Consider the following 21,873-nt stretch of genomic DNA (forward strand, 5'->3'; position numbering starts at 1 on the left):
GGAGCCTGAATATGCATTATCTGCTGCTTACGATAATTCAAATCGTTGACTCAATTGCGGAGTTAATCCTGGTTTCATTAGGGCTGGCGGTCATTTTTGGCATGATGCGCGTGATAAACCTCGCCCACGGTGAATTTATTATGCTGGGAGGTTTTACCAGCATTTTTGCCGTAAACGCAGGCATTAATGTCTGGGTTGCCATTCTGGTGGTGGCACCCTGTGTGGTGGGCGTTCTGGGGATGATCATTGAACGGATCATTATTCGTCATCTATACGGGCGAATGGTGTACACCATGCTGGCGACCTGGGGGTTGAGTCTGTTGTTAACCGGACTGGCAACCACGTTGTTTGGTAATCGTGTTCAGGGTATCTCCGCCCCCCTGGGCAGCGTCGATTTCGCGGGCTTCAGTATCAGTCTGTACAACCAGCTGATGGTAGTGGTTTGCCTGATTTTGCTGGTGGGCGGATATGCATTGCTGCGTTACACACGGCTGGGGCTGATTGCCCGTGCAACGATGCAGAATCCCGAAATGGCAGCATCGATGGGGATTAATCGCTCAAGAGTGTTCGCGATGACGTTCTCGCTGGGTGCTGCCTTAAGTGGTTTAACCGGTGCGTTGCTGGCACCGCTTTCGGGTGTGGTTCCTACCATGGGGGCGGCGTATGTCTCGAAAGCATTCATTACGGTTATTACCGGTGGAGCCAGCGTCATAACGGGCACCGGACTGAGCGCTGCCTTGCTTGGTTCTATAGGCACGGTGACCACCTTCCTGAGCAATCCAATCTTTGGCGATATCGCACTGCTGGCTGCGGCTTTGGTGTTACTGCGCATTCTGCCAACAGGTATAACCGGTAAAATTTTCCGGGGGGCATCATGAAACTCACTTCGACAACATCCTGCAATATTGCGGCGCTGATTACAGGAATGGTTGTGCTTCTGGTGCTGCCTGCTGTGATGGATTTGTATTCACTCATCAATGCCACGATTTATGTCAGCCTGGCGCTTTTCGCGCTGAGCATGGCGTTAATCTGGGGGCATGCCGGTATTCTGTGTTTTGGTCAGTCCATGTTTTTTGGCCTGGGTGCCTATGGGTATGCTGTCGCTGGCATTAATTTTGGCGACTCAACCTGGGCAGTACCGATTGCCATTGCTACGCCAATGCTGTTCGCATTGATCCTGGGATATTTCGTCTTTTATGGACGTCTCAGTGACATCTATTTTGGCGTCATCACCCTCACCGTAACACTCATCCTTTTTAAACTGGCGAACAGTACTTCCGGTGATGCCTGGCATATCGGTAAAGCCAGATTAGGTGGGTTCAACGGCATGCCGGACACGCCACCCCTGAATATGCCATTTAATCCCGCTGTGCCACTTTCTCCTGATGTTGTGTTCATGGTGGCGGTTTGTGCCTTGGTTGCGGGTTACATGCTGTGTAAATGGCTGGTCGGTTCACGGTTTGGTCGGGCAGTTGCTGGTGTCCGTGAAAACGAAGCGCGCGCGGAACTGCTGGGTTACGACTCACGCCGTATCAAGCTGTATATGTTTGCCATTGGTGCGGGTCTGGCAGGATTGGCGGGTTGTCTTTTTGCCAACTCAGTTTTTGTCAGCCCCACGGTATTCAGCTTATCCAACAGTGCTCAGGTGCTGATTTGGGTGGTGGTAGGTGGCGTCGGTACATTACTCGGCCCGATTCTGGCCTGCCTGATACTGCAGGGACTGACAGCGTATCTCGGCACACTGGGATGGATTGACCCCAATATTGTATTGGGCAGTGTGTTGATCCTCTTTGTGCTGCTGTTACCCAAAGGTTTACTGCCAACGCTTCTTGAGCGGTTACCTGTCATCCGTGCCAGAACGCCTTCAGCCACGGTGGTGAGCCGATCATGAACAATCCAATTCTGTTACAGGCAACGGGCGTCAGTGTGCAGTTTGGTGGCGTCAGGGCACTGAATAACATCGACTTCACGTTGCGCCGTGGCGAACTACGCTGCCTGATCGGCTCGAACGGTGCCGGGAAAACGACCTTTTTCCGTTGTCTGACCGGTGTCCAGCGCCCCTCCAGCGGCAGCATTGTATTCAACGGGAAACCGATGGTGGGATCTGAGCGTTTCCAGATTGCCCGACAGGGAATTGGCATCAAGACGCAGATTCCCCACCTCTTTGAAGGCTTATCTGCCCGGGAAAATGTCTGGCTGGGTCTGCGCGATATTGCCCGTCCCGCTGAGCGTAATGAAAAGGTGGAGGAAGCGATGGCGCGGGTGGGGATCACCTCCCTCGCCAATAAGATCGTGGACAAACTGGCTCACGGTCAGCGCCAGCTGGTGGAACTGGCGATGGTCATTGCCAGCGACCCGCCGCTGATCCTGCTGGATGAACCCGCTGCGGGGATGACAGGTGAAGAGGTTAACCGCCTGGCTGAAATCATTCAGGAGATAAACCAGCGTCATGCGCTGGTTGTTGTCGAGCACGACATGAATTTTATCCGCCAGATTGGGAAGACAGTCACCGTCTTCCATCAGGGGAAAATTCTCGCCGAGGATAACGTCGAGGGAATTATGAGCAACCAGCGGGTACGGGAGGTCTATCTTGGCAAATCTCATGCGGCCTGAGTTGCTTAAGGTGCAGAAACTGCATGCCGGCTACGGGTCCATTCCCGTGCTGTTTGATGTTGATTTTACCCTTTATAACGGCGAGCTGGTGGGGGTTCTGGGACATAACGGCATGGGGAAAACCACGCTGTTGAAAACCATCATGGGTCACCTTCCGGCCAGCAGTGGGAGCATTCATTTTACCGGGCAGGATATTACCCGACTTCGTCCTGAAAGCCGGGCGCGTATGGGGATCAGTATTGTGCCGCAGGGACGACAAATTTTCCCTGCACTGAGTGTCACTGAGAATCTGCAAATGGGGGCGATACATCTCCCGGCTCACGCGGCACGTCAGAAAATTGAAGAGGTTATTGAGGATCTCCCTCGGCTGAAACCCATCCTGACCCGCGCAGGTGGTGTGCTGAGTGGTGGAGAGCAACAGATTCTGGCCCTGGGGCGCTGTCTGTGCAGTGAACCACAACTGATCCTGCTTGATGAGCCTACCGAAGGCATCCAACCCTCTATCTGTGACGAAATTGCTGAGACGTTACAAAAACTGGCCGGGCGTAATGGCCTCTCCATCATTCTGGTTGAACAGGATCTGACGTTTATCAGCCAGCTGGCGGAACGGGTCTTTCTGTTACGCCGTGGTGAAATGGGGGATCCCATGGATCCCGCCGTTCTTTCGGACAGCAACTGGGTTGCTGAATTTAACGGGCTCGGTGCCTGAATCCCCAACAGGAGTTCGACATGATAAGTATCACTGCGGTAATCACAGTGAAGGCAGGTTATGAGCGGGTAATGGCCGATGCGTTGCTGGAAGTGGCGGCTCACGTCAGGGAAAACGAACCCGGCACACAGGGATTTTACATCTCACAGGACAGCAGCAATCCCTGTGTATTCACCACTTACGAGCGCTTTACCGATGCAGGCGCAATGGATACACATAACAATTCCGCTGTAGTGGCGCGTTTTTTTGACATAGCCAAACCGATTCTGGCGGCTGACGTCATTCTGGTTACGGCAAATGAGGTATCGACAAAATGAGCGTAGAGAACATGACTGATTCACTGGATTTACTCAGCCCGGCAGCTGCCGTATTCGTCAACAAAGAACATAAGCTGTTTATTAACAACGAATGGGTCAGCGCAGTAGCGGGAGGCTCAATAGAGGTCATTAACCCTGCCAATGGCCGTAGCTTCACCTCCGTCCCGGCGGGTGAGAGTACGGATATTGATCGTGCGGTATCCGCTGCGCGGAATGCCTTTGAGCATGGTGAATGGGCAGACATGTCGCCTTCCGCGCGAGGTAAATTGCTGTGGCGCCTGGGTGATCTGGTGGAAGAGCATGCTGATGAACTGGCCCAGATTGAGGCGCTGGATAACGGTAAACCTTTTAACGATGCGCGCTGGGGGGATGTGGCTTTCAGTTATGAATTGCTGCGTTACATGGCGGGATGGAGCACCAAGATCAATGGTCAGACTATCCCGTTGTCATCAGGTGCACCTTTTCATGCCTATACCCTGAGAACCCCTGTCGGGGTGTGTGGTCAGATCGTTCCCTGGAATTTTTCCCTGATGATGGCGGTATGGAAAGTCGCCCCCGCGCTGGCAGCAGGCTGTACGATTGTTTTGAAACCGGCTGAACAGACCCCGTTGACTGCACTGCGTCTGGCCGAGCTGGTGGCGGAAGCGGGCTTTCCGCCTGGCGTATTCAACGTTGTGACCGGATATGGTGAAACAGCCGGTGCCGCGCTGGCTGAACACCCCGATGTGGACAAAGTCGCCTTCACAGGTTCAACGGAAGTGGGTAAGAAAATCCTTGCTGCCGCAGGCACTAACCTGAAGAAAATCTCCCTGGAGCTGGGCGGTAAATCCCCGATGATCGTTTATGGTGATGCCGATATTGAGAAAGCCGTATCCGCTATCGCTTCAGGTATTTTTTACAACATGGGCCAGACATGTACGGCCGGTACCCGCCTCTATCTGCATAACGATGTGGCCGATCGGGTGCTGGAAGGACTTGTCAGTCACGCCCGCGCCTTAAAAATGGGGCCGGGACTGAATCCGGACACACAAATGGGACCGCTTGTTTCCGAAGAACAACAGAAGCGCGTCTGTGAGTACATCGCATCGGGTATTGAAGAAGGAGCGACCGTATTAACCGGGGGCAGTAGCTGGAATGGGGCCGGTTTTTATGTCGAGCCGACAATCCTGGACCATACCCACAATCAGATGCGTGTTGTTCAGGAAGAGATCTTTGGCCCGGTATTGTGTGTGATCCGCTTTACCGATGAGCAGGAAGAGAATGTTGTCATTCAGGCGAACAACTCAATTTATGGCCTGGCGGCGAGCATATTCACACGTGATATCAGCCGTGCCCATCGCGTCGCAAAACGCCTGAAAGCCGGAACCATCGGCATTAATACGCATCACGTCATTGATCCTGCTTTGCCTTTTGGCGGCTTTAAACAGTCTGGCTGGGGCCGGGAAATGGGGTGGGAAGCGATTGAGCTGTATACCGAACTGCGTTCGGTCGGTGTGGCACTTTAAGCAAGGAGGCAGAAATGAAACTTAACCAGAACCCCACAGATTCGAGTGCCGCAAGCAGCCTCACCATCAATGGTGCGCGTTTATGGCACAACCTGATGGAAATGGCGGCTATTGGCGCAACCGATAAAGGTGGAAATAGCCGACTGGCGCTATCTGCTGAGGACAGTGAGGGGCGCAGGAAATTCATCGCGGATTGCCAGTTGCTGGGAATGTCCGTCACTTCCGATGCGATAGGAAATCTGTTTTGCCGTCTGGAAGGGACCCATCCTGAACTTGACCCGGTCGTCATGGGGAGCCACCTGGACACACAGCCGAAGGGCGGGCGGTTTGATGGGGTTTATGGGGTACTTGCCGCACTGGAAGTGATCCGCACACTGCACGATGCCGGTCTGCAACCCAAACGCAGCATTGAAATTGCAGTATGGACCAATGAAGAAGGTGCCCGGTTTACACCCGCCATGATGGGGTCAGCCGTTTTTGCCGGGATTATGCCACTCGAAGATGCACTGGCCCGCTTAGATGCGTCAGGTATCAGCGTTGCCGCTTCGCTGGAAAAAGAGCGCTGGACAGGCGATAGCCCGCTGGGACGTGCCTTTAACGCTTATTTTGAAGCACATATTGAGCAGGGGCCGGTGCTTGAGGAACGGGACCTGGTCATTGGTGTCGTGACGGGAGGACAGGCAATCAGCTGGCTGGATGTTACCGTAACAGGTAACTCGGCGCATGCCGGGACCACGCCGATGCAAAACCGGACTGACGCCTTTTTAGCCGTGGCATCAATGGCTGCTGCACTGGAAGACGTTGCAAAAAGCTTTGCCCCTGAGGGCTTATTGACGATCGGTGAACTCACTATTTCTTCCGCCTCGCGTAATACGATTCCGGGAAATGTTGTCTTCACTGTGGATTTGCGCCATCCGGATGATGCTGTTCTGGCGCAATTTGACCAGGCCTGCCGCCAGAGTCTGGCTTCGGTTGCCGAAAGACGCGGTGTACAGGTATCCGTTAAGCAGCATTGGTTGAGTGCTGCCACGCCCTTTGATGAAAGCTGCGTCGCACTGGTTAACGAGGCGGCCACAGCATCTGGTTATACCCATCAACGTATGATCAGTGGGGCCGGGCATGATGCGATTCATATTGCCAAACACTGTCCGACAACAATGATCTTTATCCCCTGCGCTGGCGGTATCAGCCACAATGAGGCTGAAAGCATTGAACCGGAACATGCGGAGCAGGGTGCCAACGTCTTATTCAAAGCGGTTACTGCTCGTGCGGGCATGTAATTAGCTAAGCGGGAGAGCAGGGTGTTATTTTCTGTTCTCTCCCTATTTATCTCCATGCCGGGAAGATATTCATCCTGCCATTCCTTTCTTCAGCATCGTTAATTTAAAGACTGCCATGAGTCCGGTATCGCTCATTTTTTACATCCTACGTTTTTTGATTTTATATTCGCCTGATAATAGTGCACTGATTGCACTTATTTGGTGTTGCGAGATAATTTAATGCACTGTACTGGTGAAAATAAATGCCTTTGCATATTAATTGAATTTATAGCTGCTATTAAAACCTTAAAGTTGACTATTTACCTCTCAGGCGTAAATTTATTGTCAAATACAACGCTGGATATTTAATTCAAAGCACTATTATTTGATATTTCCGCGTTATTTTTTAATTATTTCCGGAGTGAAGAATGATGGTGTCAGAAGTCGTTTCCCGAAATGGCGGTCAGATTGTATTAGAGCAACTGCGAGAACAGGGCGCGAGGAGAGTATTTCTTGTCCCTGGTGAAAGTTTCCTTCCCTGTATTGATGCGTTTAATGACCACAGTGATCAAATACAACCGATTGTCTGTCGCCAGGAGAGTGGTGCGGCATACATGGCTGAAGCCTACGGGAAAATGACCGGTGAACCCGGCATTTGCATGGTGACCCGAGGTCCTGGTGCAACAAACGCTTCAATCGGGGTGCACACCGCATATCAGGACTCGACCCCGATGATTTTATTCGTCGGACAGGTAGGTAATGATTTTATTGAGCGTGAGGCATTTCAGGAAATTGACTACCGCCGCATGTTTGGTCAGATGGCCAAATGGGTGGCTCAGATTGACAGGACTGACAGAATTCCGGAATACGTCGCCCGTGCTTATGCCATCGCAACCAGCGGGCGGCCTGGCCCCGTCGTGTTAGCTCTGCCTGAAGATGTCTTGTGGGGCGAGTCCGATGCACCTGTTGTTCCGGCGCGAACGCGTCTGGAAACCTGGCCGGGTGCAGAATCACTGTCTCAGCTTGCCACTCATCTTGAACAGGCGAAGCGTCCCCTCCTGCTGGTGGGGGGAAGTGGATGGACTGAAGAAGCACAACAGCAAATCAGCGCTTTTGCGTCCCGATTTGATTTGCCCGTCGGTGTCGCATGGCGTCGCCTGGAATGTTATGACCAGCACGATCAACAGTTTGTCGGCCATGTTGGTTTTGCGATGCATGATGCATTGCGCCAGACGCTGGTATCCAGTGACCTGATTATTGCGGTGGGTACCCGGATAGGTGAAGCCACCAGCGAAGGCTACAGCTGGATTTCCTCGCCAAAACCTCAGCAAAAACTCATCCACGTGTACCCGGATCCGGAAGAGCTGGGGCGGGTTTATCGACCTGATTTAGCCATCAATGCCAGTGTAAATGGCTTTGCGGCGTCGTTAAGCAATCTGAAACCTGCTTCTGTACCGGTCTGGGCTGATCGGCGTTGTCGCGCCCGTGAAGCCTGGCTTAATACACTTAAACCTTTGCCATCTCCGGGAGAACTGAGTCTGGATCGGGTCGCGGAAACGGTGGGACGTGTGCTGGAAGGCCGGGGGTGTATCACCGTCGGAGCAGGCAATTATGCGCTCTATCCGCATCGCTATATCCCGTTTCGTGGGCATGGCAGTTCACTGGCTCCGACAGTGGGGTCAATGGGGTACGGTCTGCCAGCGGCAGTCTCCTACAAGCTGGAAAACCCGGACCAACCCTCAATCTGTTTCGCCGGCGATGGTTGCTTCCAGATGAATATGCAGGAGCTGGGTGTGGCCCTGCAGTATGACGTAGGCATTGTGGTGCTGGTGTTCAATAACGGCATGTGGGGCACAATCCGGGCGCATCAGGAGCGTGATTTTCCCGGGCGTGAGACCGCTCTGAGATTTACTAACCCACAATTTGCACGTCTCGCAGATGCCTATGAAGGCTATGGCAGGGTCATCGATCGTACTGAGGATTTTGAAGCAGCGTTCCGGGAAGCATTACTGTTCGCGGAAAAGAAAAAGCGTCCTGCCATTCTGGAGTTGCACTATGACAGCAACGGGATCTCACCGGGTATGTTGCTCAGCGATATTCAGCGCAAGGCGCTGGAAGGTCGCGCGCAATGAGTTCTGAGGATGATTTGCTGACAGCATTACTTAGCGTGGAAACAGCAACTATCGGACACATGATCAGTCATGGTTTTATGACTCCTCAGCTGCAATGCATATTGCCAGATGTCCGTATCTGCGGGCCTGCGCTGACGGTCTCGCTGCCGGAAGATGACAGCTACAGTTTGCCATTAGCATTACAGGAAGCCCGCAGAGGTGATGTGCTGGTTATCGAACGTCTTAATGATAATCATCATGCGTGCTGGGGAGCCGTTATGACGGTGGCGGCACAACAGGCCGGTATTGCCGCCGTTATTCTGGATGGTTACATCACCGATATTTCGGCCATTATTTCTGCGAAATTTCCTGTCTGGTGCAAAGGGCGCTCCCCTTTAACCACTAAACGGGGAAAAACAGGTGGAGCAGCTAATAAAAAAGTAACCTGTGCGGGCGTGGTGGTTAATCCCGGTGACATCATTTTAGCCGATGAAAATGGTGTGCTTGCACTTTCAAAAAAGGAAATAGCCGACCTGCTGAATCAGGCGTTAGAGATTCAGAGGCAAGAGCCGTTAATAATAGAAAAACTAAAACAGGGAATAAGTTTGGCTGATATTTATGGCCTCTGACTACATATCCAGGTAAATATTCTCGCGTAATCCAACCTTTGGAGAGACAAGGTATGACGAGCTCAGTAGATTTTGATACTGTGTTGCCAGATGCACCCCCTGAAGTGAATATGCGTAAGGTTGCCGTTGCCAGTGTTATTGGAACAACGGTTGAGTGGTATGACTTATTTATTTTCGCCACAGCATCTGCATTGGTATTTAATAAGATTTTCTTCCCGTCATTCGATGCGTTAATTGGGACGCTGCTGGCGTTTGGCACATTTGCCTCTGCATATGGTGCACGTATTTTTGGTGCGGCATTGTTCGGTCATTTTGGCGACAGGCTTGGCCGTAAATCCATGCTGCTGATTTCACTTCTGGCGATGGGCCTGTCAACTTTTGCCATCGGTTTGTTGCCTGATTATGCATCGATTGGTATCTGGGCACCCATCTCCCTACTGACGCTGCGTCTGATCCAGGGGCTGGCATTGGGTGGCGAGTGGGGGGGCGCAGTATTGATGGCGGTTGAACACGCTCCCAAAACCAAACGAGGTTTATATGGTTCATGGGTGCAGATTGGGGTGCCAGTCGGTACGCTGTTAGCCAATCTGGCGTTCCTCGCCATTGCGGCATTCTTATCACCAGAAGATCTGCTGCACTGGGGCTGGCGTATTCCGTTCCTGGCCAGTGCCTTGCTGATTGCGATCGGTTTGTATATTCGTCTCAATATCCATGAAACGCCGGTATTCAAAGAAACAAAAGAAAGCGAACCACAGGTGCGGGTTCCCCTGTTTGAAATTGCACGTAAGCACTGGAAACAGGTTTTGCTCGGCGGTGTCGCTACTATGTCGACAGGATCCTCGTTCAATATCATTGTGGCATTCGGCCTCACTTACGGCACACAGACCTTAGGTTTCAGCCGCACGGAGATGCTCTCAGTTGTGCTGGTTTCCTGCGCACTTTGTATCGTATTACTGCCTGCATTTGGTGCCCTGTCCGATCGCATTGGGCGTAAGCCCGTCATCATCGCCGGTATCGTTGCCGAAGCGGTGGTAGCGATCCCGATGTTTATGCTGATGGATACCAAATCGCTGCCACTGGTCTTCCTGGGCTACGGCCTGCTGATGACAGCCTTTGCCGCCAATTATGGTCCAATCGCGACCTTTCTCGCTGAGCTGTTCGGAACCCGGGTGCGCTATTCAGGCCTGTCGGTTGCGTACATGCTTTCCGGCTTGCTGGGTAGTGCAACCACGCCAATTGTCACCACCGCACTGTTATCCTGGACGGGTAAAGGATCCTCAGTCGCCTGGTACCTGATTGGTTCGGCACTGATTTCCCTGCTGGCTCTGCTTTTGCTGTCTGAGACATTCAAACGCGATCTGAAAAAGGTGCAGGCACCTTCCCGGTAACTCACCAGCAGGCTCAGGGCATCTGAACCTGCTGCATTTTTAATGTGGGTGAGGGAACTTGCCCGCCAGCTGAAGGAAAAAATATGAAGCGTATTTCGGCGGCCCCGGATGCTCCCGCTCCCGTTGGCCCCTATTCACAAGCCGTTGTCAGCGGCAATTTGGTCTTTACTGCCGGCCAGATTCCAACAGACAGTTCTGGGCAACAACCTGAAGATTTTGAGCGTCAGGTCAGACAAACCCTGTTAAATCTTGAAGCTAATCTGCGCGCTGCCGGATCCGACTTTGATCATGTGATTAAAGTGAACGGGTATCTCACCGATCCTTCTCAGCTGGAAACCTTTAATCGTGTCTATGTTGAGTTGCTTGGCCATGCGCCACCCGCCAGGACAACGGTCTGTGTTGCGCTATGGGGAGTCACACTGGAGATTGATTGTATTGCCGAGTTAGTCGCCGATAAATAACCGGCAGAAGCGTGGGATTAATATCCCGCGCTGTGCAGGGCTTCCTTCAGATAGCTGAGAAACGCCTCTTCGGCCTTATTGAATTTCAGCGCGTCATTCCACATCAGGTACAGCGTGATCTGGGCGATGCCATCATTAGGTGGCAGTTTCCATAACTGACCCGAGCGGATATCTTCCGCAACCATATGTTCGGGTAATGCGCCAATCCCTAAACCACAGCGGATCATTCTCTTCACTTCATGGACACTTGAGCTGATGCCAACTAACGGACCTTCGAGGGATTGCTGAGCGCGGAAAAGGGCTAATGAAGCCAGGACGCCGTCCAGCTGCTCACTGGCAAAAGAGACAAACTTTTCCTGCCTTAGATCTTCTACCTTCAGATCCTGCTGACCAAAGAGTGGATGGCTTCTGCCGCAAAAGAGAAAATAACGCTGATGCAGTAAAGGCGTATTCTCCAGCCCGGCGACCTGTTTATGTCTCAGTGATATTCCGAGCCCGGCATGATGATGCAGTAATGCATGCTGTACATCAGTGCTGGATCCGGTGGTTATCTCGAACGTTGTTCGTGGATGGAGCGAGTGAAATCGCGTAATCACGTCATCGACGATATCACTGTTCACCCCGGACACGAGGGCGAAGCGAACGGTGCCGGTGAGGTCATGGGGGATATCCTGCACGGCGAGTGACAGGCGCGCGATGCTTCCGTAGATAGCGAGAGACTCCTGATACACCATCTCACCGGCAGTGGTCAGTGAGAACGTTGCTCCGGTTCTTATTATCAGAGACTCGCCAAGCCTTTCTTCAAGACGTTTGAGAGCAAGGCTGACCGCGGGTTGTGAAAGATGCAGCCTGTGTGCTGCCCGGCTGATGCTTCCTTCCTGCACGATGGCCAGAAAGGTTCTTAACAGATTCCAGTCCAGACGATCATGAATTTGTGTCATTGCATTCGTCCTGATTTAACGCTGGTATGGATGGCTGATGCTGGTGAATACACTGCATCAGAATGCTGAACGCCTCAGCCATTTCCTGTTCGGGAAGTGACGCAAAACCCATGAGCAGTCCGCATGATTTCTGCGACCCGAGATAGTAACGGGAGAGCGGGCGCACCATCACGCCCTGTTGATTGGCATCTGCAGCTATAGCGATGTCATCAATGTTTTCGGGAAGTCTGAGGATGAGGTGCAGTCCGGCATTACTGGTAAAAGGATGCAGGGCATCTTTTCCCAGGTGCTGCTCAATCAACGCGGTCAGAAAGCTACGTCTCTTCGCATAAAGCAGCCGCATGCGCCGGATATGAGCACTGTAATGACCGTCATCGATAAACTGCGCCAGTGCACGTTGGGTGAGGAGATGCCCCGCACGATAAAGTTCGCCATGCGCGGTAACCAGGGGCATTACCAGTGTCTCAGGCAGCACCACATAGCCCAGACGCAGTCCCGGATAAAGCGTTTTGCTGAAGGTGCCAATGTAGATTACGGGTGTTTCTGTCTCCAGTCCCTGTAATGAGGGGATAGGATGACCGGAAAAACGAAACTCACTGTCGTAGTCATCTTCAATCAGCCAGCTTCCCAGTTTTCGTGCAATTGCCAGTAATTGTTGTCGGCGTGGCAGACTCATGACCGAACCGAGAGGGTACTGATGTGACGGTGTAACGAAAATCAGTCGCGGAGGAGCCGTTAACAATTCATCGGGGGGGACCATTCCTGATTCATCAACGGGTATCGGGCAGATATTCACGTCATTCATCTGCAGAATGTTACGTATCCCCCAGTATCCCGGTTCCTCCACCCAGGCATAATCGCCGGGATTGCACAGCATTCTGGTCACCAGGTCCAGCGCCTGATGGATCCCTTCAGTGATAAGGATCTGCTCAGGCCGGCAATGGACCGAACGTGATACACGTAAGTATTCGACTAATGCCTGCTGTAATGTCTTCTCACCGCCAGGGTGGCTGTTGTAAGTCAGCTGGGATGGCATGGGATCACGATTAAGTCGCGTCAGATAACGACTGAAAAGCTTGTGTGGAAAGGCTGTCACATCAGGCACACCCGGCATGAAAGGTCCCCATTGCCTGGCGCTGGCGCTGGCCCGTTCGAGGAGATGTTTTCCGCGCACTGACAGGACCGATTTTGCCGGTGTCTGACTGACCAGCGGAGCAAGGGTGACCGTGTTTAACAGCGTATCTGGCACGCTTTCAGCCACGTATGTCCCGCTGCCCGCTTTGGAAACAATATATCCCTCGGCCAGTAGCTGGTCATAAACCTTGATAACCGTATTACGTGACACGTCCAGTTCCTGAGCCAAATCTCTGGAAGGAGGCAGGCGTGTAGCAGGAGACAGGCTGCCATCGAGGATAGTCATCCGAATCACGTTGTACAGACGAGTGTAAAGTTTTCCGCTCGTATTCTCTGCCAGTCGCTGTAGCAGCAAATCACCTTTCAAGGATTTCAATTGGACCCCTAAAATATCACCAACTGGCTCTCGAACATGGAACCAATTTAAGGCTATATAATCATCAATACGCAGTCAGTCAAAGTACTTTATTCAGCATGAGAGGGTCACAATGAGTAATTCAGAACTGAATAGCCGTCGCCTGTCAGCGACTCCTCGCGGAGTCGGGGTCATGTGTGATTTTTATGCCGAGCGTGCGGAGAATGCGACGCTCTGGGATGTGGAAGGCCGTGAGTTTATTGACTTTGCTGCGGGCATCGCGGTTCTGAATACCGGACATCGGCATCCCCGGCTGGTGCAGGCGATTGAGCAGCAGCTGAAAAGTTTTACTCATACGGCATATCAGATTGTGCCTTACGAGAGTTATGTCTCTCTGGCCGAGAAAATTAACAGCAGAGTACCTGTTGAGGGGCCCTGCAAAACGGCTTTCTTTACCACAGGTGCAGAAGCTGTTGAGAACGCGATTAAAATTGCGCGTTCGTATACCGGTCGCCCGGGTGTCATCGCATTCGGTGGTGGGTTTCATGGCCGTACTTACATGACCATGGCATTAACCGGAAAAGTCGCTCCCTACAAACTGGGTTTTGGACCATTCCCGGGATCCATTTTCCATGCACGCTTCCCGGATGCATTGAATGGCATCAGTACCCAGGATGCAGTAAAGAGTCTGGAATATCTTTTTAAATCCGATATCGATCCTAAACAGGTTGCCGCTGTCATTCTTGAACCGGTGCAGGGTGAGGGCGGATTTAATATTGCGCCGGATGATTTCATGCAGGCACTGCGTGGGATTTGCGATCAGCACGGCATTCTGCTGATTGCCGATGAGGTTCAGGCCGGTTTCGCCCGTACCGGTAAAATGTTCGCGATGGAGCATTACCCGGATGTGCGTGTTGATCTGATGACCATGGCCAAAAGTCTGGCGGGCGGGATGCCACTCTCTGCGGTGTCAGGACGTGCCGAGGTTATGGATGCACCAGGGGCTGGTGGCCTGGGGGGTACCTATGCAGGAAACCCTCTTGCCATTGCTGCTGCTCATGCAGTGATCGATGCTATTGAAGAAGAGAAATTGTGTGAACGTGCACAACGGCTTGGAGAAGCGTTGACCGGTGTGCTTGAAGCCGCAAAACGTCAAAACAGATCGATTATCGATATTCGGGCAAGAGGCTCGATGGTTGCCGCAGAGTTCTGCGACCCTGCAACGGGTGAACCCTCAGCGGAGGTTGCGAAACGGGTGCAGAAAAAAGCGCTTGATGCAGGCCTGCTGCTGCTTACTTGCGGGACATATGGCAACGTCATTCGTTTTCTGTATCCGCTAACCATCCCGGATAAGCAGTTTGCTCAGGCAATGGATATTTTGTCGAGTGTATTGGGCAGCGTCTGACCAGGTTGCCAGATAGTGTTAAATACACCTGGTACGGCAGCCTCTTATATTCCATTCGGGCAGTGGTTGCACTGCCCGTAAAACCTGTTGAAGCCCTTTAGCGTCTGACGGCTATGCCTTCATCAGATGGAATACCCCCTTACTCAACCTTGTTAACCCGCAGTCGCCTATGACGACCGTACATACCAATCAGCTGTGCTCTGGTGGTCGGTCGCTGCCGGGCGTAGCTTCAGAAACGGGAAAACCATGTCGTTTGCCCAGCCAAACGACCACGAGTGTCGTTGACAACAATACGAGCATGGTCGGCACAAACGCGCCGGCCCCCAGTCGTTCCAGCAGCACACCTCCGACGATACCGCCACCGGCTATTGCCATGTTCCAGGCGGTGACCAGTATAGACTGTGCGATATCTGCAGCCTCTCCTGCTGTTTTCGCCAACGCCGTCTGGAAGAGGGTTGCGGCACCGCCGAAAGCCAGCCCCCATGCAGCCACTGTTAGGTACACCACACCCGGTATACCTGCACCGATACCGAGTACCAGCATGGCCAGGCCGAACAAAATGGTGCTGGCCAATGTCAACGCGCGCAAATAGCGGTCAATCAAAACGCCGACGATCCAGATCCCGGGCAACGACGCAACACCGAATACCAATAGCACCAAATCCGTTTGTTCGGCCATGCCTGCTTTAGCCAGAAACGGTGCGATGTAGGTATAGAGGATATTGTGTGCCAGCACGAATGCCAGCACGACTGACAATACCGGCCTGACACCTGCCAGGGTGAAAACATACCCAAGGGAAAGTCGCTTGCCTGCTGCCTGTCCGGCAAAGTCAGGTAGCTTAAGGCGTACCCACGCCATAAGTAGCAGCGCCAAAGCACTAATAAGGCCGAAACAGGTGCGCCAGCCCATCACATTGCCCAGTAAAGTACCAGCCGGAACACCGATCGTTAATGCCAATGGCGTACCGACCATCGCAATGGCAATGGCCCGGCCTTGCTGATGTTCGGGTACCATGCGCGCGGCATACCCCGCCAGCAGCGCCCAGAGTAGCCCTGCCGACACGCCCGCCAGAAATCGCGCCACCAGCATCAGCGTGTAGCTGCCGGACAACGCCGTGACGGAGTTGGCAATAACGAATCCCGTTATCGCCAGTAACAATAATGGACGGCGTCGCATACCTTGCGTTGAGGTAGTCAACGGGATAGCTGCCACCAACGAACCAATGGCGTAGACGGTGACGGTCTGACCAATCCATGCTTCAGACACCGCCAGGCTTTGTGCCATTGGCAGGAGCAAACCAGCTGGCAGGGCTTCGGTCAGGATGGTGATGAAAGCAGCTGTCGCTAGCGCCAGTAGCGAGGTCAGCGGTAAGGGTTCATATGCAGCGGCGCTCATTGTACATTCCTCCGCACACGCCGTTCTGTGTCTTCCGCGGACCGCGCAATCACCACCTTGCCGGTTATGCCGCCATTTTCAACCAACCAATGAGCAAGTTGAATCAGCATGGATCCGAAACGAAACGTAATCGCAGACATGCGTGCAGAGGTCTCCGCCATCACCTTACCTCCAGTGCGCTGTAAACCGCATCGCGCAGATCGGTGACGAAGCGCCCGGACATGCCTTCATACAAGGTGTTGGTGAAGGCAACCACGCTGAGTCCTTGTGCCCGATCCACAAACCATGAATGGCCGTAGGCACCGCCCCAGCGCCAGGTTCCTTCGGATTCTGGCGACATCGCTAATTTCCGGTCGCGCAGGACTGAGAATCCTAAACCGAATCCGAACCCCGGCGCGGCCGGCAATGCATAGCCTTGCGTTTGGTCCCGTTGCATTTCAGCGATCAATTCACTGGGCAGCAGGTTGCCACCGCCCTGGCGTAAGGTTTCCAGCAGGTGCAGAAAGTCGCCTGCCGTAGCAGCCATACCTGCTCCACCAGAGGGAAATGCTTGCCGATCGAAAATGCGCGATGGGCTGTAGCAGATGCCGATCGTATCCTCAAAAGCAGGCACAACTTCGCCTTCTCTCAGTCGATGTGGCATGTGCGTGCCATTGGCGTAGGCAGTCGCCACACGTTGTGCTTCGTGCACGAAAAAGTCGGTATCCTTCAAGCCCAGTGGGCGAGTGACCAACTGGCTGACAGCGACATTCAGCGGCACACCCTGCACCCGTTCGATCAACGCACCTAATACGTCAGTTGCCAGTGAGTAACCCCAGGCTGTGCCGGGCTGATATAGCAAAGGGACGCTGCCGATACGACGTAAGTTTTCTTCCAGGCTGATACCCGTGGCATCCATACCATCGGACACGCCCGCTCGTGCATAAGGCCCCTCCCTATCAGGCTCGAAGAAGCGATAACCCAGTCCTGCCGTATGGCTGAGCAGTTGCCGTACCGTCATTCGCGCGGGACGACAATCCGGCAGGCCAGGGCGGAATTCAGGCAACCAACGGTCGATGCTGTCGTCGAGGTCAAGGTGCCCCTGAGCAACCAGGACCAGAGCTGCGGTGGAAGTGATGGGCTTACTTACCGATGCCAGACGGAAAATCGTATCCACGGTCATTGCCCGACAGCTTTCACGGTCGGCCCAGCCTGCGGCCTGTTGATAAAGTAGTTGGCCATCGCGAGCCACCAGGATTACCGCACCGACCAGCCTTTGTTGCTCCAGAGCCAGTTGCACAACGGTCTGGATATTTGAAGACAGATTGCCTGGCGCAGCGCCGATACTCAGCGAAACAGGTGAAATCGTCACAGGTAATTCCTTTCATTAATGAACCTGTACAGCAGGGTAAATGACCTGTAATTAGAGAAAAAGTAGGGTACAGTTTCGTTTTGACCGGAACATTATGTCCGTAATTAAGGTGCTCTATGGATAGCCTCAATGGCTTCGTGGTGTTTGTGCAGGTAGCAGAAACACGCAGCTTCGTTGCAGCTGGTCGCCTGCTGGGTGTATCGGCTTCAGCCATCGGTAAGAGCGTGGTGCGTTTGGAAGAAAAGCTGGGGGTGCGTCTGTTCCATCGCAGCACGCGCAGCGTCACACTGACAGCCGAAGGCACACTATTCCTGGAGCGCAGCAGGCGTATTCTGGCTGAAATCGAAGCAGCAGAACTGGAACTGTCGCAGGCAACAACTGAGCCGCGAGGTCGCCTGCGAGTCAGCTTGCCGCTGGTCAGCCCCTTGATGCTGCCCGTACTCGGCGAGTTCATGCGTGAATACCCGAAAATCGAGCTGGATTTGGATTTCACCGATCGGCTGGTCGATGTGATTGAGGAGGGGTTCGATGCCGTAGTCAGGACCGGCGATCCCACCGACTCGCGGCTGTCTGCCCGTCGACTCGGCACCTTCCGTTCGCTACTGGTGGCGTCGCCCGACTATCTGGCGCGACGAGGTGTGCCCGACAAGCCTGCCGACCTTCTTGAACACAGTTGTTTGCATTATCGCTTCCCCAACAGTGGCAAACTGGAACCGTGGGTGTTGCGCTGGGCTGCTGATGAGCCCAGGTTGACGCTGCCGACCTCGATGATCTGCAACAATATCGAGACTCGCGTATGTTTCGCGTTGCAGGGCCTGGGTATTGCCTATCTACCGGTGTTCGCGATCAGAGAGCTTCTGGCGGATGGACGTTTGCGCGCCGTGCTGACCGATTACGCAGAACGTACGGGTGTTTTTCATGTGCTGTGGCCAGCCAGCAAGCATCCTTCACCCAAGGTCAGGGCCTTCGTTGATTTCCTGGGCTCGCGGGTGTTTCCCGGGGAGCAATGACTGAGAGCAAGGGTTAACAGTGACGCATTGGTATTTGCTATCTCTGAAGGATTATTCATTTCTGACATTTCATAAGTTTTTTTTATTCTTTGTTTCCCCCGCACGGATGTGGGAGCGTAGCAGGCACACACACGCGCTGATTTTAAAGGACTTTTATGAGCAACCAAAAAGCAACACATAAGAAAAAAATATTAACAACGGTGTTCCTGACCACGCTGTTAGTTTCTGCTGCCGCCAGTGCCGATCAGCTAGCGGATATCAAAGCCGCCGGTGAAATCAAGGTCGCAACCTTCGATGCAAATCCACCGTTCGGTTCCATTGATGCCAAAAGTCATGAACTGGTGGGCTACGATGTGGACTTTGCTAAAGCCCTCGCCACATCGCTGGGCGTGAAGCTGAAACTGGTCGCCACCAATCCGGCTAACCGTATCCCGCTGTTGCAATCTGGCAAGGCTGATTTGATTGTCGCCGATATCACCATTACCCCGGAACGCGCCCAGGTTATCGATTTCTCCATCCCCTATTTTGTGACCGGTCAGCAGTTCCTTGTCCCGGCAACATCACCCGACCAGCTGGATAAATACAGCCACGCGCGAATTGGTGCGGTGAAGGGTACGACCGGTGAACAGGCGTTGCATCAACGCTATCCACAGGCCAGAGTCCTTGCCTATGACGATATTCCGCTGGCATTGACGGCGTTACGCAACGGTAATGTTCAGGCGATTACTCAGGACAGCACCATCCTCGCCGGGCTGCTGGCGGCGGCACCGGATAAGGCCAACTTCAAAATCCTGCCGACTCTGCTGAGTAAAGAAGAAATTGGCGTGGGTGTGAAAAAAGACCAGCCCGCGTTGTTAAAAGTCGTCAATGATGAGCTGCTGGCACTGGAGAAAAATGGTCAGGCAGCACAGATCTATAACACCTGGTTTGGTCCGGGTACGCCAGCACCTTCACCCCGTAACTTCAGGATTGAAGCGAAGTAAACGCCCATGTTCCTTATAACAGCGGTATCCGCGGCCCAGGCTGCGGATTTTTCACATCTGCAACAAGCCAGTGTTACCTTCCGCCGTGCCGGTAAGCGCTACGGCGACCGCCAGGTACTGAGTGGTGTGGATTTGCATATTGAGTCGGGCGAAGTGGTGGCGATCATCGGGCCATCCGGCTCGGGTAAATCGACGCTGATACGTCTGATCAACCAACTGGAGAATCTTAGCGAGGGTGAAATTTTCGTCGATAACCGCCCCACGGCAGGCTTGTCGGGCGCGGGTTTACGCCAGTTACGTAGTCGAATCGGCTTCGTCTTCCAGCAGTTTAATTTGTACGCGCATCTGACCGCATTACACAACATCAGCGTGCCACTCCAGGTGGCGCATGGCTGGAAAAAAGCGGCGGCGCAACAGCGTGCCCACGAGTTACTGGCCCATGTCGGACTGGCCGATAAAGCATCGCATCTTCCGTCCCAGTTATCGGGTGGTCAGCAACAACGTGTGGCGATTGCCCGTGCGCTGGCATCGTCGCCGCAAATCATTCTTTTTGACGAGCCAACTTCCGCGTTGGACCCGGAGATGATTGGCGAAGTGTTGCAGGTCATGAAATCACTGGCACAGAGTGGCATTACCATGATTGTGGTGACGCACGAGATGCAATTTGCACGCGAGATTGCTGATCGGGTGGTGTTTATTGATGGCGGGGAGATTCTCGAAGTGGCATCTCCGGCACGTTTTTTCCGCCAGCCGACCCATCCGCGGGCCCAGCGCTTTTTGAAAAAAGTGTTAGATCCCCTGCATCAGGACTTTTTCTCATGAAGCTGCATTTCGACTGGCATGGGGTGCTCAGCGGGCAGCCTTTGCAGTGGCTCCTGAATGGTTATGTGACCACCTTGTGGGTCAGTGTCATCGGCGCATTACTGGCAACGGTGCTGGCCATGTTGTTGCTGTTTCTGCGCCTCAGCGGAAATGCACTGGCGGTACGTGGCGTGGCGCTGTGGGTTTCCCTGTTCCGCAATACCCCGATTCTGGTCCAGTTCCTGTTCTGGTATTTTTCCGCCTGGAATCTGTTGCCGCGTGTATGGCGCGACTGGATCAATGCCGACCATCCCGGCGCGTTATTACCTGGTGATGTCAGTTGGCTGACGCCGGAATTTCTGTGCTCAGCATGGGGGTTAGGGGTTTTCATCTCCGCCTTTCTGGTCGAGGAGATCAGTGCCGGGTTAGCTGCCGTACCGGACGGACAGCGTGAAGCAGCGGTAAGTCAGGGATTTTCCACAGCAACGGCGCTGCGCTGGATATTGTTGCCGCAGGGGCTGGTGAATGCCTGGCAGCCAATAACCGGGCAGTACCTGAATTTGATGAAGCTCTCGTCACTCGCCAGCGGGATCGGTTTTGCTGAACTGACCTATCAGGTACGCCAGGTAGACAGTTATAACGCCCATGCGCTGGAAGCCTTCGCGGTGGGAACGGTGTTGTATCTGGTCACCGGCGTGCTGTTGGGATTTGCCCTCGGATTGCTGGGGCCGGGACGTCGCCTCATGGGAGGTGAACCATGAACGGCGGCTTGCAAGTTATCGTCGATAACCTCGGGTATTTACTGTGGGGGAACCTCGCCAATGGCGAACCCGGCGGGGTACTCCTGACCTTATTAATGGCTATCGGTGCCGCGCTGCTGGCATTCCCGGGAGGTATGGCGCTGGCGTGCCTCGCCTGGCGATGCCGTGGGGTGGTACGCTCAATGTTGTTTCTGTGGGCTGAGCTTATTCGTGGCATCCCGCTGATCTTTGTGATCTTCTGGCTTTGGTATTTGCTACCCGCGCTGACCGGTAGCGATATGCCCGGCGCTCTGACCGTGACCCTGGCGCTGGCCTGGTTCACGGCGGCCTCGGTGATGCATAGCACGTTAGCCGGATTACAGGCGTTACCTCCGGGTCAACACCAGGCGGCGCAGAGCCAGGGATTCTCAGACGGTCAACTGTTGTGGCATATCCTGCTACCGCAGACGCTGCGCAATATTCAACCCTCTCTGGCTGGCATCGGCATCAACCTGATCAAAGATACCTCTCTGGCCTTTATCCTCAACGTGCCTGAACTGACGACGCTGGCAGGCCAGGTCAACAATCGGGTGCAGGTTTATCCTGCGGCGTTGTTTGTGTTTACCGGGCTGGTTTATTACCTGTTATGTACCGGGCTGGCGCAGCTGGTGCAACGGCGCAGAGTCTGATAAGGAGAGTGCTCTGTATTATTTCTCTTTTATCTGGATAAACGTTGTCCGCGCACTATAGCGCTAGTGCTTTATTT

Annotated in this window: 21 protein-coding genes; 17 read left to right on the forward strand and 4 right to left on the reverse strand. The window is 53.6% G+C overall.

Going from position 1 to position 21,873, the window contains the following annotated elements:
* Positions 1 to 11 precede the first annotated feature (11 nt).
* The 11 genes from PW844_RS02915 to PW844_RS02965 all read left to right on the forward strand — a co-directional run bounded on the left by PW844_RS02915 (position 12) and on the right by PW844_RS02965 (position 10,992).
* Complete coding sequence (locus PW844_RS02915; RefSeq protein ID WP_299447000.1) at positions 12 to 878, forward strand: branched-chain amino acid ABC transporter permease; 867 nt, start codon at positions 12 to 14, stop codon at positions 876 to 878.
* Positions 875 to 1,891, forward strand: a complete 1,017-nt coding sequence (locus PW844_RS02920) for a branched-chain amino acid ABC transporter permease (RefSeq protein WP_299447003.1) — start codon at positions 875 to 877, stop codon at positions 1,889 to 1,891. The genes PW844_RS02915 and PW844_RS02920 overlap by 4 nt, the downstream gene beginning before the upstream one ends.
* Entirely contained in the window at positions 1,888 to 2,613 is a 726-nt protein-coding gene (locus PW844_RS02925; protein ID WP_299447006.1) for an ATP-binding cassette domain-containing protein, read from the forward strand. The genes PW844_RS02920 and PW844_RS02925 overlap by 4 nt, the downstream gene beginning before the upstream one ends.
* A complete protein-coding gene (locus tag PW844_RS02930; protein ID WP_299447008.1) occupies positions 2,591 to 3,322 on the forward strand; it encodes an ABC transporter ATP-binding protein in 732 nt (243 codons plus the stop codon). The genes PW844_RS02925 and PW844_RS02930 overlap by 23 nt, the downstream gene beginning before the upstream one ends.
* A 20-nt stretch (positions 3,323 to 3,342) precedes the next feature.
* A complete protein-coding gene (locus tag PW844_RS02935) occupies positions 3,343 to 3,639 on the forward strand; it encodes a putative quinol monooxygenase (protein ID WP_299447011.1) in 297 nt (98 codons plus the stop codon).
* 11 nt (positions 3,640 to 3,650) lie between these two features.
* Positions 3,651 to 5,144 (forward strand): aldehyde dehydrogenase family protein, encoded by a 1,494-nt coding sequence (locus PW844_RS02940; protein WP_299447014.1) that lies wholly within the window; start codon positions 3,651 to 3,653, stop codon positions 5,142 to 5,144.
* 14 nt (positions 5,145 to 5,158) lie between these two features.
* Positions 5,159 to 6,424: a Zn-dependent hydrolase gene (locus PW844_RS02945; protein ID WP_299447017.1), complete on the forward strand. Its 1,266-nt coding sequence runs from the start codon at positions 5,159 to 5,161 to the stop codon at positions 6,422 to 6,424.
* Positions 6,425 to 6,831: 407 nt separating this feature from the next.
* Positions 6,832 to 8,535, forward strand: coding sequence for a thiamine pyrophosphate-binding protein (locus tag PW844_RS02950; RefSeq protein ID WP_299447020.1), 1,704 nt, complete (start codon positions 6,832 to 6,834; stop codon positions 8,533 to 8,535).
* Complete coding sequence (locus tag PW844_RS02955) at positions 8,532 to 9,143, forward strand: RraA family protein (RefSeq protein ID WP_299447022.1); 612 nt, start codon at positions 8,532 to 8,534, stop codon at positions 9,141 to 9,143. Before PW844_RS02950 ends, PW844_RS02955 begins: the two co-directional genes overlap by 4 nt.
* 53 nt (positions 9,144 to 9,196) lie before the next feature.
* On the forward strand, positions 9,197 to 10,531 hold the full coding sequence (locus tag PW844_RS02960) for an MFS transporter (protein ID WP_299447025.1): 1,335 nt from the start codon (positions 9,197 to 9,199) through the stop codon (positions 10,529 to 10,531).
* 83 nt (positions 10,532 to 10,614) lie between these two features.
* Positions 10,615 to 10,992, forward strand: a complete 378-nt coding sequence (locus PW844_RS02965; protein ID WP_299447028.1) for a RidA family protein — start codon at positions 10,615 to 10,617, stop codon at positions 10,990 to 10,992.
* A 17-nt stretch (positions 10,993 to 11,009) separates the two neighbouring features.
* Here the strand turns inward: PW844_RS02965 and PW844_RS02970 are convergent, their stop codons facing one another.
* Together PW844_RS02970 and PW844_RS02975 are read right to left on the reverse strand one after the other, a co-directional pair.
* Positions 11,010 to 11,933 carry a LysR family transcriptional regulator gene (locus tag PW844_RS02970; protein WP_299447031.1) on the reverse strand — a complete coding sequence of 308 codons (924 nt, stop codon included), beginning with the start codon at positions 11,931 to 11,933 and terminating at the stop codon, positions 11,010 to 11,012.
* Positions 11,917 to 13,443 carry a PLP-dependent aminotransferase family protein gene (locus PW844_RS02975; protein WP_299447034.1) on the reverse strand — a complete coding sequence of 509 codons (1,527 nt, stop codon included), beginning with the start codon at positions 13,441 to 13,443 and terminating at the stop codon, positions 11,917 to 11,919. The genes PW844_RS02970 and PW844_RS02975 overlap by 17 nt, the downstream gene beginning before the upstream one ends.
* Positions 13,444 to 13,555: 112 nt before the next feature.
* Here PW844_RS02975 and PW844_RS02980 point away from each other — a divergent pair, with 112 nt between their 5' ends.
* Entirely contained in the window at positions 13,556 to 14,827 is a 1,272-nt protein-coding gene (locus PW844_RS02980; RefSeq protein WP_299447037.1) for a 4-aminobutyrate--2-oxoglutarate transaminase, read from the forward strand.
* Positions 14,828 to 15,016: 189 nt separating this feature from the next.
* On the opposite strand, the gene PW844_RS02985 is transcribed toward PW844_RS02980, so the two are convergent.
* Complete coding sequence (locus PW844_RS02985) at positions 15,017 to 16,222, reverse strand: MFS transporter (RefSeq protein WP_299447040.1); 1,206 nt, start codon at positions 16,220 to 16,222, stop codon at positions 15,017 to 15,019.
* A 160-nt stretch (positions 16,223 to 16,382) separates the two neighbouring features.
* Positions 16,383 to 17,573 (reverse strand): serine hydrolase, encoded by a 1,191-nt coding sequence (locus PW844_RS02990; RefSeq protein WP_299447043.1) that lies wholly within the window; start codon positions 17,571 to 17,573, stop codon positions 16,383 to 16,385.
* A gap of 116 nt (positions 17,574 to 17,689) precedes the next feature.
* On the opposite strand from PW844_RS02990, the gene PW844_RS02995 reads away from it, so the two are divergent.
* From PW844_RS02995 to PW844_RS03015, 5 genes are all read left to right on the forward strand, one after another.
* Positions 17,690 to 18,583, forward strand: a complete 894-nt coding sequence (locus PW844_RS02995; protein WP_299447046.1) for a LysR family transcriptional regulator — start codon at positions 17,690 to 17,692, stop codon at positions 18,581 to 18,583.
* 155 nt (positions 18,584 to 18,738) lie between these two features.
* Complete coding sequence (locus PW844_RS03000) at positions 18,739 to 19,566, forward strand: ABC transporter substrate-binding protein (protein ID WP_299447049.1); 828 nt, start codon at positions 18,739 to 18,741, stop codon at positions 19,564 to 19,566.
* Between the two features lie 6 nt (positions 19,567 to 19,572).
* The gene (locus PW844_RS03005; RefSeq protein WP_299447052.1) at positions 19,573 to 20,388 is read left to right on the forward strand and encodes an amino acid ABC transporter ATP-binding protein; all 816 of its coding nucleotides are present in this window, start codon (positions 19,573 to 19,575) and stop codon (positions 20,386 to 20,388) included.
* Positions 20,385 to 21,128: an amino acid ABC transporter permease gene (locus PW844_RS03010; RefSeq protein WP_299447055.1), complete on the forward strand. Its 744-nt coding sequence runs from the start codon at positions 20,385 to 20,387 to the stop codon at positions 21,126 to 21,128. The genes PW844_RS03005 and PW844_RS03010 overlap by 4 nt, the downstream gene beginning before the upstream one ends.
* Positions 21,125 to 21,796, forward strand: coding sequence for an ABC transporter permease subunit (locus PW844_RS03015; RefSeq protein WP_299447058.1), 672 nt, complete (start codon positions 21,125 to 21,127; stop codon positions 21,794 to 21,796). The genes PW844_RS03010 and PW844_RS03015 overlap by 4 nt, the downstream gene beginning before the upstream one ends.
* The last annotated feature ends 77 nt before the right edge of the window (positions 21,797 to 21,873 follow it).

The sequence above is a fragment of the Pantoea sp. genome, from assembly GCF_028283705.1.
In the GTDB taxonomy this organism is placed as follows: Bacteria; Pseudomonadota; Gammaproteobacteria; order Enterobacterales; family Enterobacteriaceae; genus Pantoea.